The organism is Synechococcus sp. PCC 7336 (genome assembly GCF_000332275.1).
Lineage (GTDB): Bacteria > Cyanobacteriota > Cyanobacteriia > Thermostichales > PCC-7336 > PCC-7336.
Window position 1 is genome coordinate 133,828 of record NZ_CM001776.1, and the last position, 12,332, is coordinate 146,159.

10 protein-coding genes, 1 tRNA gene and 1 CRISPR repeat array are annotated in these 12,332 nt (G+C 49.4%); of the genes, 7 read left to right on the forward strand and 4 right to left on the reverse strand.

The annotated features are described in order from the left end of the window. Positions 1–507 precede the first annotated feature (507 nt). Positions 508–1,884 carry a S8 family serine peptidase gene (locus tag SYN7336_RS00680; protein ID WP_017323985.1) on the forward strand — a complete coding sequence of 459 codons (1,377 nt, stop codon included), beginning with the start codon at positions 508–510 and terminating at the stop codon, positions 1,882–1,884. Between the two features lie 6 nt (positions 1,885–1,890). Then, entirely contained in the window at positions 1,891–2,295 is a 405-nt protein-coding gene (locus SYN7336_RS00685) for a hypothetical protein (protein WP_017323986.1), read from the forward strand. A 187-nt stretch (positions 2,296–2,482) separates the two neighbouring features. Here SYN7336_RS00685 and SYN7336_RS00690 read toward each other — a convergent pair. The 3 genes from SYN7336_RS00690 to SYN7336_RS30305 all read right to left on the reverse strand — a co-directional run bounded on the left by SYN7336_RS00690 (position 2,483) and on the right by SYN7336_RS30305 (position 4,328). Then, positions 2,483–2,555, reverse strand: a tRNA-Ala gene (locus tag SYN7336_RS00690). 101 nt (positions 2,556–2,656) lie between these two features. Further along, positions 2,657–3,322 (reverse strand): glycerol-3-phosphate 1-O-acyltransferase PlsY, encoded by a 666-nt coding sequence (gene plsY / locus SYN7336_RS00695; protein ID WP_017323987.1) that lies wholly within the window; start codon positions 3,320–3,322, stop codon positions 2,657–2,659. Between the two features lie 850 nt (positions 3,323–4,172). Continuing rightward, entirely contained in the window at positions 4,173–4,328 is a 156-nt protein-coding gene (locus SYN7336_RS30305) for a hypothetical protein (protein ID WP_156819958.1), read from the reverse strand. Here SYN7336_RS30305 and SYN7336_RS00705 point away from each other — a divergent pair. Genes SYN7336_RS00705 through SYN7336_RS28490 form a run of 4 tightly spaced genes read left to right on the forward strand, consistent with a single transcriptional unit; the run spans position 4,315 to position 7,099 of the window. Further along, positions 4,315–5,493: a hypothetical protein gene (locus tag SYN7336_RS00705; protein ID WP_156819959.1), complete on the forward strand. Its 1,179-nt coding sequence runs from the start codon at positions 4,315–4,317 to the stop codon at positions 5,491–5,493. The genes SYN7336_RS30305 and SYN7336_RS00705 overlap by 14 nt on opposite strands. Continuing rightward, on the forward strand, positions 5,493–5,966 hold the full coding sequence (locus SYN7336_RS00710) for a hypothetical protein (RefSeq protein WP_017323990.1): 474 nt from the start codon (positions 5,493–5,495) through the stop codon (positions 5,964–5,966). Before SYN7336_RS00705 ends, SYN7336_RS00710 begins: the two co-directional genes overlap by 1 nt. A gap of 27 nt (positions 5,967–5,993) precedes the next feature. Further along, positions 5,994–6,470 (forward strand): type II secretion system protein, encoded by a 477-nt coding sequence (locus SYN7336_RS32870; protein ID WP_227498713.1) that lies wholly within the window; start codon positions 5,994–5,996, stop codon positions 6,468–6,470. Beyond that, positions 6,470–7,099 (forward strand): type II secretion system protein J, encoded by a 630-nt coding sequence (locus SYN7336_RS28490; protein WP_071590715.1) that lies wholly within the window; start codon positions 6,470–6,472, stop codon positions 7,097–7,099. Before SYN7336_RS32870 ends, SYN7336_RS28490 begins: the two co-directional genes overlap by 1 nt. 768 nt (positions 7,100–7,867) lie before the next feature. On the opposite strand, the gene SYN7336_RS00720 is transcribed toward SYN7336_RS28490, so the two are convergent. Beyond that, a complete protein-coding gene (locus SYN7336_RS00720) occupies positions 7,868–9,079 on the reverse strand; it encodes an alpha/beta hydrolase (protein ID WP_026100575.1) in 1,212 nt (403 codons plus the stop codon). Positions 9,080–10,088: 1,009 nt separating this feature from the next. Here SYN7336_RS00720 and cas6 point away from each other — a divergent pair. After that, on the forward strand, positions 10,089–11,240 hold the full coding sequence (cas6, locus tag SYN7336_RS00725; RefSeq protein ID WP_017323993.1) for a CRISPR-associated endoribonuclease Cas6: 1,152 nt from the start codon (positions 10,089–10,091) through the stop codon (positions 11,238–11,240). A gap of 19 nt (positions 11,241–11,259) precedes the next feature. Further along, positions 11,260–11,879: a CRISPR direct-repeat array (repeat unit 36 nt; unit sequence GTTTCCATCCCCTTGCGGGGAAAAGGTGGAAAGCAG). The last annotated feature ends 453 nt before the right edge of the window (positions 11,880–12,332 follow it).

Genomic DNA, 12,332 nt, shown 5'->3' on the forward strand with positions numbered 1-12,332 from the left:
ATAAAATACCTGCAAGCCCATATAGTGCAGTGGTTCAGCCGGGTTTCGTTCCTTTGCCAGCAAGGTGGGATGATAGCGTATAACGTACCCCAAGCGTACCAAAATGGCCTGACATCTATGTGGTTGGGTATGAGGTCAGCATAGATCGCAAGTGCAAAAAAGGGACGGTTTCAGAGGAGTCAATTCATGAATGTTCGAGATGACCAAACCCATCTAAGGGCGATCGAGAACTTCGCATCTGAACTCTCATCAAAATGGTCTGTGAAGTGCTTGCAACCGTTTATTGGGTAAGGGAGTGCGGAGGTTGGGCCCATGGGACTTTAGTTAGCGTCTCAAAACGGCCAACATGACATTGAAGCAATAAAAGTTTTATGGTAGCCTCAACAAGGCTTATACATAGACGTAGCCTGCCTTGGGCCTATTTCACAAAGAAGCCTTTCTGACTGGTAAAAAATAGCACTTTCAATTCTGTTCGCGTAAAATGATACGCAGGTAGTCCGATCTGACATGAGCAAGTCTAGCAAAATATCAGAAGCTTTTGATTTGGTATTGGCAAGCGATCCGCCAAACAAACGGCGCTCAGCTATTGTCGTCTTTAAGCCCCCTGAGTCCAATCTAATCACAACCGATCGCGCTTTCCGCAAGATAGCCGATCGAGTGAAGCTTTTTGAGCAGGCAAAACAAGAAAATAGACAAGTTTTCAACAACGTCTTGCAAGGCTATATGAGTGGGAAGCCCACACAGGCCCTAGAGGCCAGGAGAGGGGTACGCCATCGTATCGTGGGTAATGGCATATTGCCCCTTGCAACTCTTGATGTCAACAAGGACACCTTGAAGGTACTTGCGGCTCAAGACAGAGTTGTAGCAGTTATGCCCAATCAGCGTGTTAAGCTGCTGACTCCCGATGAACCTGACAATCTACTAAGTAAGTTTGAAAAAGATAATGAGTCAACTTGGGGAATTCAAGAGTTGGCTGTTAAAGAACTATGGGAACAAGCTGAAACCAAGGGTCGAGGAGTTAAGGTTGCCGTCCTAGATACAGGAGTTTATGGCGATCATCCTGCATTGCAGGGCAAAGTTTCAGACTTTACTATCATCGATTCCACAGGGCAGCGGCTAGAGCTACTGAATCAAAAGACCTTTGATTATCATCGTCACGGTACTCATATTTGTGGGACCATAGCTGGGGGGGAAACTTCTGATGGGGTTGCTATTGGAGTTGCACCAGGGGTCAATTTGGCTGTAGCTCAGATTCATTTCGGCGATCGCTCTTTCCTCAGTCATATTATTGACGGAATTGACTGGTCTATTGGGGTTGGTGCTGACATTATCAATATGTCAATAGGCATACAGTATTACGATGAAAAAATTGACAATCTTTTTCAGCTCTTAGTTGAACGTGGTATAGCTCCTATTGTTGCAATTGGCAACGAATCTCACGGTAGCACTAGTTGCCCTGGAAATGCTGGAAGTGTTCTAGGGATTGGTGCTTTGGAAAGGAAGAAGACTGGAGGAGTTGATGTTGCGCCCTACAGCGGAGGAAGTAGTATTGATACTCCTGGAGCGCTCTTGGAGCGGATTGTCAAGCCGGATGTAGTTGCTCCAGGCTCTAACGTCTACTCGTGTGTTCCACCCACCAGTGAGGCCAATGATGAAGAGTATCGATTGATGGACGGCACATCAATGGCTGCTCCCCATGTTGCGGGCGTGATGGCTATTCTGATGGCTTCTTGTCCTGAAAAGCCAGTGATAGAAATTTTCAAAGCAATACGTGAGACTGCAAGGCATCCACGAGGTAAAAAGCGTCGCCCAGATAATCGGTGGGGATATGGGGCAATCGAGCCCTTGGCAGCACTCAATGTGTTACAAGGAATGGAGGGGTGAATTAGAATGATTAAGATTAGTAAGGCTTATCTCCAAAAACTTGACGAATTAAAGTCTGGCGAGTTTTCACGAGCAATTGTGGATCTTTCACCAAAGTCACAGAATCAGCCTGCTCGTCGAATGGATCGTGAGGAGCGGCTTAGACTGGCAGATGAAACTCGCCAGCTTGCTGAGAGTGCCTTACCGGAAATAGATAAACAACTTTCTCGGAACCAAGGAAGGCGGCTTTCAGAAGTTCCTAACAACTTGGGACTCATTGTTGTTGAAGGTCCGGCCTCTGCAATTATTGCTTTGTCAGAAATTGAGCAAGTTAAAGCAATTCTTGAGGATCAATTAGTAGTATCGAATCAAGGTACTACAATGAAGCAGTTTCGGAAAGCTGTAGGCACTCAACTGAAGGTCCTCAAGTAGTAACGTTTGGCAGGTAATGCCAACTCAAACAACTTGTAACCGCAAGCGGATCCGCTCGCTGTCAACTTAAGACTGCCGCATAAATTTGTGTATGCCTTTTAGGGGGTATGGGAAAATCCCAGAAGCAAGCGCTCTAGGGGCAACCTAGAGCGCTTGTATCTCTTATCCAATAAGGGTTTTATGGGGATGGAGCTTAGCGGACTCGAACCGCTGACCCCTTCAATGCCATTGAAGTGCTCTACCAGCTGAGCTAAAGCCCCATGTATCTCACGGATATCTAGGATGCAGGATGGACGAGCGGATGTCAACCAGCCAAACCTGAGAACTGCCTCATTCCCCAAGAGAGCGCGGCGATCGCCTTTCAATTGGCGGCAGATAGAGAATCTTCCTCTGCGAGCTTTTGTCCGATGCGGGGCTCTGTGCCAGCCAGCAGCCGCCGAATATTACTGCGGTGCCGCCAAATCACATAAAGTCCCCCGACGATCGCAAACGCAATAAACGGCCAATCCAAGCCAAACACCGCCATGAAAATGGCAGCCGATCCCGCTGCGAGCATAGAGCTCAGCGAGACAATTCGAGCGATCGCCAATGTCCCCAGCCACACCCCCAACACCGACAGTCCCACCGGCCAGGAGATTGCCAACAATACCCCCAAACTGGTTGCCGCCGACTTCCCCCCCTTAAAATTCATCCAGATCGACCGGCTGTGTCCCACAATCGCCAACAGGGCCGCCGCGATCGCGAACCAAGACCACCACCGTTCTGCTTGAGCGGGAATCAGGACTGTCTGCACCACCGCCCGCGCAGCCACCACCGCCAACGCCCCCTTCAACAAATCCACCCCCAAAACGATTGCTGCCGGACCTTTGCCCAGCGTGCGCAAAACATTCGTTGCCCCAGTAGACCCCGAGCCCTGCTCGCGCATGTCAATTCCGCCAATGACCCAGCCCACCCAATAACCCGTCGGAATGGAGCCGAGTAGGTATCCAATCACAGTGCAGAGGAGGAGGGCGATCGCTGCGGTCATATCGGCAACTCTCAGACATTGCCCTCATTGTACGGAGTCCCGCGTACACGCGGTTTTCGAGCGCCCTCAATTGCAGACTAGAAAACAACAGAGATGCCAAGCAGTGCAGCGATTCCATCGATCTATATTCTTGACGAAGAGCGCAATGCCCAAGCTAAAAATTTTTCGGTGGCGATCGGGGCGGAAAGCACAATCCAGAGACTGAGGAATAACCCCACCCCACTAAGTAGGAGGGAGAGCATTGGAATCATCGAAAGAATCAGCTTCATATGCGCTCTCGCTCGGTTCGTTCTCGACAGAGATTAATTGAATGGGCTGCTATGCCGATCGCCTCCTGTTATCTCGGCAGCAAGCCTTGTCTCTTTAATTTTGGCGAGCGTTACGGGCACATTATGAACGTTATGTCGAGCCCTCAATGAACCGAGGTCGAAGGCTCTTAGTGGCTTGAGGTCAATGCTTTGGAAGATATCACCTTCGTCAAATGACCAGAAACATTAGTTGACAAAAATTGAGATATTAACGTAAATTTATTCTTATAAAGCTTAATCTATTCATAAATACCGTGTTTATGCGTATATACAGGCCGCTTTGATTGATGCTTTCCGTAAAAACTTCGATCTTCACGATCTCTTCATGAAGATAAAATGAAGCTGGACATTCGTGAAAGCTCGATAAAGTCGATCGCGATCGCATGGGGTCCATCGTTGCAAAGCAACTTCCTCTCAGTTGCCTCTCGATAAGTTGTCGTCGAACTCAACTTCGTCGGACTTTGAAGAGATTCTCCCCTTGAGCTGTTTTTGTGGGTCAGGATTGTGAAGACATCAGTGCAGGAGCGCAGATCGAGTCAAGGCTATATCTTGCCACTGTCGCTCGCGGTGGGGTTGACGGTGACGTTGGTTGCCTTGACCATGATCGCCAGAGTCAGGACCAATAAGGTCGCCGCCAGGAGCCAGGTTTCTTCAGCAGGAAGTCTAGCGGCAGCCGAAGCGGGTATGGATCGCACCATAGCGCGGCTGAATCAGACTCAATTCAGTCACTTACTTGCATTAGATTATGACTCGCTCGACCCGAATACTCCTTGGCTAAATCCTGATAACTTTCCGGCTTGTTTTGCAAATCAAGCCGCATTTGAAGCCGAGTTTTTATCTGGTGATGTCGGGGGTTCCAGTCAAACCTTCAATGTCATCAGTTATGACTACGACCCTACTGTAGGAGCACAATCTGGCCTACTCACTGTTGAAGGCCAGTCGGGCTTATCGAGAACGAGGGTTCAGCAAAGAGTGCCTATCGCTTTCCGACCGGGAACCTTTCCAGGATTGTTGGGTACATATGATGTCAGCATCGGAGGTAACGATGTTGAAGGTGTCGAAGGCAACGTGGTCTGTACAAATTTGGAACAGTGTCCAGTTAGCTGCACGGGAGATAATAATACAGCAACTGAACTCAACTTGTTGGCTGCAATTAATGGCAATGAGAATACTACCATGATAGGAGGAAGTATCTTTCTTGGTAACGTCAATCTTCCTCCAGTGTTGACATTCCCAGGTGTCATTACTGGTAATGGTAATGGAGCATACACCATTCCTGCTATCACCACTGGCCCTACCACATTACCTCGATCTACAGACAATCCCAATCCGGTAGATAATGTTTATCACTATCAAGTACCCAGCATCGATCTTGGTGGAAATTCGAGCCAGCAACTTATTATCGATATTAAGGCTGGGGAATCTGTCTATTTGTACTTGCAAGGGGATTTGACATTAAGTGGGAACGCTACTATTGTCACCCGAGTAGTCGATGCTCTCGACATGCCTATCCTCGATGCATCTGGTCAGCCTATAGATGTCCCTCCTGCTGCAGTACGCATTTATGGTAATGATGACGCCCTACCTGATAACATGACCAATCAGACCATTATGTTAAATGGCAATACCTGTCTGTCTGCTTTTGTTTATGCCCCTAATGCTTTAATGGGAGTTAATGGTGGTGGCAGTTGTTCTCCAAATATTGATGGTGCTGTATGGGTTAAAAGATGGGATGGTTCAAATGGAAATGGCGTTGAAATTTCTGTCCCTGACGGTATAGCAGCGGCTTTAGGCAACTCAACTGCGAATTTTGCAAACAACACACAAGCCCCTGAAGATTGGAGTCGCCAAGGAGTTAACTGATGAAATCTATTAACTTTAAAAAAGTCACTCCTAATGGGTTCACCTTGGCTGAGGTTTTGGCGGCCACAATTGTAGTCCTTGCTTTTGCAGGGGGAAGCTTTCCCCTGCTGGCCCTATCGTCAATTGGATTGTCCGGCAGCGAGCGATTCAGTACAGCCACAACTCTAGTTCAGCAGGATCTAGATTTGATTCGCGATCGCGCATCTAGATTTAATGGCGGTGCTATGTGTACAACGACGACAATTGCTGCATTCGACGCTTTTCTATCTTTGCCCACCAGCTTGCCCGATCCTATCAATACAGGAAATTATTCAGTGGGTGACTATTCTGTCGTGCGAACAACTGCTATAAGTGCGGGTGTGGAAACGCTTCAGGTTACTTATCAGGTTCAGCACGATCCCAGTGGAGAAGTGATTATTGATGGTTTGGCATCCGAGGTTATGCCTAGCTATGTTTACCTTTGTCCGACGTAATTAAGAGTGAGGCTGGAGGAAATGAATATGCTGTGTCGAAGGACAATTAACCGCCCAAATATTAGGGGATTTTCCCTAGTAGAATCATTGGCAGTTCTCGGGATGGTAAGCATCCTTGCTGTAGTCGCTGCACCTAGCTTGCGCCCAATCTTCGATCGGCAAACCCTACTGCGATCGACCACTTTAGTTAGAAGGGCGCTCAAAGAGGCACAGCGGCAAGCCATGCGAGATGGCTCCTCTTGCTCAGTAATGTTTTCTGCCACCGATATTGAAACCCGGTGCCCACCTACTAGTCCTACCGCCACTCGAATAGAGCAGCTTCCCGATGAAGTATCTATCCCTTTAAACAGTACCGTTACATATACGTTTCGAGGCACTGCAACGGGCGCAGGAAGCATTATTCAACTGGATATGGATGGGTTAACGAGTCGATGTGTAGAAGTTGTGTCAATTGTGGGTAAACTTCGCACTGGCGTTATCAATAGTGGTAATTGCGTGCTGTAATGAAACCGAATCAAATCTCTCAGCTAAAAATTCAAGCAATCTCAAAAGGATTTACCTTAATTGAAATCCTAGTTGCTTTAGTTGTTGCTGCAATTGCATCTACCCTATTTGTTAGTCTTATCAGAGTGTATTTAGCTGCTAACGAAACTAACGAAACTCGTTCCACTAACCAATTAAACCTCAATCTAGCTTTGGACCTGATTGCCGACGAGATCCGCAGCGGTAATCAGTTAAATCTTGCTGCTCCAGCCTGTCCTCCTACGCTTGCTGGTGAACCACTCTGTACTCAAGCAGTTTTATCCATTCAAGATGATATGTCAATGGAGATCGTTGCATATTATCTTGCGGATGCCATCTCAGGTGAACACGAAGGGGATAGAGTCATTCAACGATGGGGCAATGCATTTGATGCCACTGGAAATGCCACAGGGACAGCAAGAAATGACACATTACTGGATGGACTTGGTAGCACAATGCCAGTTACATCTACAGATTGTCAGGATACATCTCTGACGCCGCGAGGAGACTCCTCGTTTTATATATGTGTGAGTGGCAATCAAACGGCAGAAATTCATATCCAGACTCCAGATGGAACTGCAGTTTCTACTACTGTATCTACTCGGTTGTAAGTCTGTAATGCAGTTCTTGAACAAAATTATACCAGCTCTACCAGGCTTGGGATGCTAGTTCCGGCCTGGTAATTCCTCAAAGCCTGACTAGCTAAGGGTTTGTCGGCAAATCCCCTTTTCTTCAGGCAAGATGGCATATAAGCCTTACTGAGTAAGGGGTTTGGTCATTTACAAGCTTCCATCAGCATAACAGATACATAAAGGCTATTATATCTATAGCAATCCTAAATGAATTGTAAATTCAGATCCTTGCCAGCACTGGGCTTTAGTCCCTTCATTGTTTACGAATGAATTAGGACTGATATATATAACTGAAGCTTTAGAACAAAGTCGAGCACCTCTCACAAATCCTGACGATCGCCCCTTTCGACTCGGCGGCAAGTATGCAGCTTTAACTTTAGTAAGAGCTGTGGTCATAACTATTAAAAAGGAATCAACAGACTCCCAAGCGCTTAGCTACGGTTTGCGATCGTAGCTTTAACAGTGATGCTAGGGGCAGTGCTGATAATTAATGCCAATCTGCTGGGCTCTAGCTGCGATGGTGGGGCGGCTACGGAATTAGCCAACCATGTGAATACAGCTGCAGGCTTTACCGTCGATGCAGATCCGGGAGTATCCTTTCCTCCGCTACCACAGGCAGGAGTTTCAATACCCAGTGGCACTAAAGTATAAAAATCAATAGATATTAAGTAAGTGGGTCAAACAACTGCATTATTGCGCCAACTACGGGGACGCAACGCGAGTTCGGCAATGGACTTTGGCACGAGCTCAGCCCGGTGAGGGCGGTTCGGCATCGCGCAAGGCCCAAGCTAAAAATCGTTCGGTGTAGTAAAGCGACAGTTGGCTGCTAACGCCATTAAATACAGTATCGAAGGCATGGTCTGCCCAAGGAATTTCGATGAGGGCAGCCCGATTGCCAGCAGCGTGCAACTGCTCCGCCAACCCTCTTGCGTAGCGGGCCTCCACAACGCGATCGCGACTGCCATAAACCAGCAGCGTCGGCGGTAGATTTTCTTTCACTAAATGGATCGGAGAGGCTTGTCGATAGAGGCTCGGGAATTGGGCGGGCGATCCTCCCAGGAATGTCTCTAGAACCCTACGAGTGCCGATGGGATCGGGAAAGGGGGGATGGCGATAGCCATTGGCAAGGTCAATCGGACCGTAGTAACTGACCACCGCTCGAAGGGGAGGAGTTTCGGGGGAATAGGCTAGCAGCATGGCGAGCTGTGCCCCCGCCGATCGCCCCAAGACGGCGATACGATCGGTATCGACGCGGTACTCTGCAGCGCGATCGCGAATCCAGGCGATCGCCGTTTGTACATCTTCCAGTTGGGTGGGGAATCGATACTCGGGGGCATGGCGGTAATCAATCGAGATCGCGGTATATCCGCGTCCAGCCATATAACGGTTGAAAGCCTCATGGTCAGAGGGACTCCCCCTCTGCCACGAGCCCCCGTAAATCGTCACGATCGCAGGATTGTTTCCCCCACGCAAGGGGCGATAGATCGCCAAGTGTAGGGGTATCCCTTCAGGGGTAGCAAACGGAATGGCCTCGCTGCGATAGACGGCAGGACTGGGAATGCCCAGAAAGGTATCGACAAGGCTGAAGGGTTGCGATCGCAGTGGGGACTGGACCAGTTGGGGCAACAGATCTGAGGCAATCCCCAACTGCTGCTGAAATTCTGCCGTGGTGCGTCGTACTGTTGCCGGGAGTCGCAGCAAGGGCCAACTGCTGAGGATGAGCCCCAGAATGCTGAGGGCCACGGCTATTCTCCACATTGGAAAGGCCCGAGAACTGAGAGCAAAGAGAACGGCGATCGCATTCCCCAGCATCAGCCAAGGGCTGATTTCAGGCGCACCGACGGACAACGGCAGCAGGAATGCGGTAGGGGCAGGGAGCACAATCCACAGGCTGAGAAATAAACCCACACCACCGAGCAAGAGTGAAAGCATTGGAATAATCGAAAGAATTTGCTTCACACCTACTCTCGCTCGGTTCGCTCTCGACAGACATGTGCTGAAAGGCACTTATATCTCCAACTCACACCTCAAATTGATATGAGTGGACTCGATCCCACAGTATTCGCTCGAACTCTTACATCCGAGTTTTCGACTAATACTACTCTGTCTGTAGTCACTATTGAACGTGAAACACCATAGTTTCCTGGCCATTATGAGTATAAATTTAACAATTTTAGTCTAGATCTAGGCTGTCATACGCAATTCTGTATCCATATTTTGCATTCATACCGCAATTCTACGGAGAACAAGCGGATGAGGCTTTAACTCCCTTGCAGTCTCGATTGGCGTCAGAAGTAGAAGTGCTGCGTTGGCGCGTTAATTGGTTGGAAGAGCTTGAGACGCAGGAATACGTCTCGGTTAACTTACGGCCTCCGAGCGATGAGCAGCGTAAGGAGGTCCCCTTCGATCGGACGCTAACTGTATTGTCACTTGATACATCATCAACAGAGCGATGAGCAGCGTAAGGAGGTCCCCTTCGATCGGCCTCGTGTTTTACGCGTTCTTTCAAGAGTCGTCTCAGATTTAGAGCGCCTTGCCCTCGCTGAGGAATCTACACTCAGCAAGCGGCAAAAGGTGGATCCGATCCAACAACATCGTGAACGACTTGCTGAGCCAGAACCTCAGCCCCGTGAGCTAACGCCAAAAGAGAAGCGCGCCATTTTACGAAAATCTCTGGGCCTGCCTCCTGGGTACACACGCTCAGACTTAATTGGCAGCTAGAGACAGAAGCAACTGTCTCACTTTCGATGCTTGGAGCTTGTCAAGCAAAGCCCTGAAAGCTATACGTAGCAACGATCGAGTCGAGAAACTGTCCTATTAATGGTCGATCTCGGGACAGTATGCTAGAAGTCATGCGTTCAGTAAACTGAACACTTTATTGCCACAAAATGCGCAACTGATAAATAAAGGCGATCCTCGCGTGGGGATGGTAATAATCGAGCCAGGAATGTTTCGATAGAGAGATCGCATGGAATTTCCCAATCGTTTAGCGGCTCGAAGGGCAGCAGATCTGCTGCACAAGCAGGGGAAACGACTGTGGCCTCAGGGGACGGAAATCGTTGGGGTTGAGTTTGAGTTGAAAGCGATCGCGGATAGTGCCTTAGAGAGAACTTATGCCAAGGGGTTACATGCCTGGTTATTAAAGCAGTTTCAGGCGATAGACCCAGAGTTGTCGGCGCGGATGCACGATCGCGCGGATGAGAAGGGATTTACCATGTCGAGATTGCGTGGGGATCTGCTGCTGCAACAGGGGGGATTTCGTATCAAGCAAGGCGATCGCTTCTATTGGTCTGTGTCGGGATTGAATCGTGAAGTGGTGGAGGGGTTGCATGGATGGCTGAGATCTCCGATGGAGCGGGTGGAGCTGCATGGGGCACCGTTGGAGGTCGTAGCTTGCCGATTGGAATTGAAGGGTAAGACCTATGCTCAGTTGTGGAAGAGCGGGTTGCAAAATCAAGTGACGCTGAGCTTTGTGTCTCCCTGTGGGTTTCGGCGGAAGGGACAGCATTTGCCGTTGCCTTGGCCGTTCAATGTGTTTCAGAGTTACTTGCGACGGTGGCTGTCGTTTGCTGATGTGAAGGTGGATCGAGAAGAGTTTTTGGAATGGGTGGATGCAGGAGCGATCGTGCGGCAACATCGGCTTGAATCTTGCAAGGTGGCAGCGGGCAAGCAGGGTATGGTGACGGGTTTTGTGGGGGCGGTGACGTTTGGGTTGTCGGCAGAAGCACGTAAAAGGGAAGAGTTTGTGCGGATGTTTGGGGCGTTGTGCCAGTACGCGCCCTATTGCGGGACGGGACATAAGACGGCGTTTGGTTTGGGGCAAACTCGCTCGGGCTGGCTGGCAATGGAGGGGGAAAGTTCTGTCATTGATGCTAACGAGCTGTTGGCGAAGCGGATTGAAGAGCTGCAAGGGGAGTTTTTTGCCCAGAGACAGAGGCAAGGGGGGGAGCGGGCAGCGCAGACGGCGCAGCTATGGGCGACGATTTTGGCGCGGCGGGAGACTGGGGAGTCTTTAGGCGCGATCGCGGAGGATTTGGACATGCTTTACGAGACAGTAAAGACTTACGTAAAGTTGGCGCGGCGAGCGTTGAGGGAGAAGGCAGAACAGAGTAATAGTTAGAGGGAATCGGCATCATGCGCTTTCCATCCCCTTGCGGGGAAGAAGAGGTTGAAACATTACGTTTGGGTTTAATTATCCGCCAGACTTAAAGGTGATCATGGTTCCATCCCCTTGCGGGGAAAAGGTGGAAAGCAGCTCAAGAACGTATCCTCGAACGGGTATCTGGTTACGTTTCCATCCCCTTGCGGGGAAAAGGTGGAAAGCAGTTGAGGTCGACGCACGTGCCAACGGCAATTTCGGGAGGTTTCCATCCCCTTGCGGGGAAAAGGTGGAAAGCAGATGATGTGGCGTTCATTCAAGTTGTCATCCGGTTCAAGTTTCCATCCCCTTGCGGGGAAAAGGTGGAAAGCAGTTATGGATGTGCAGCCACAGCTACAGCACTCGAAGTGTTTCCATCCCCTTGCGGGGAAAAGGTGGAAAGCAGACTGGTTACCAATCCTTTAGTTACAGGAGGATTGGTGTTTCCATCCCCTTGCGGGGAAAAGGTGGAAAGCAGGTCGATCGACAATTCCGGTACACTAGAGGGAACGGGGTTTCCATCCCCTTGCGGGGAAAAGGTGGAAAGCAGTTGAAAAAATTCTACGACGTCAATCTCCCTCTGGCGTTTCCATCCCCTTGCGGGGAAAAGGTGGAAAGTCCTTGCGGGTAAGCATTCCAGAGGTCAAATCGACGCAGGGCATTTTGAAGGCATCCAAAAAACCCCAAAAATCCATTTACATCGAAACAGGAAACATCAAAAGCCTTGCAGTACAAGGCATCGACACAAGTCTAGGAAATATTAGAATGTCAAGGTTCAGAGAGAGCATCAAAGTACCCTCACGTGCCCACACTATCCCCAACAACCAACCAAATCTCAACACATTTACAAACATATATACCGCCCCTACCCCCATCTCCTTAACTGCGCGTGGAAACTTTACCCCTCAAAACGCTCGTATAGGTCTCCCCAGCTCCACCAGGCCCCTGACGATCGGGAAACAGCGCGCCCACTTATAAAAAGCTGTCAGGATTGGGTCACTTTTGACGCAGGCCAGCCATAAGAACACAGTCGCATGACCATTTGCGATCACCTGAAAGCCCTGAGGAAACGAG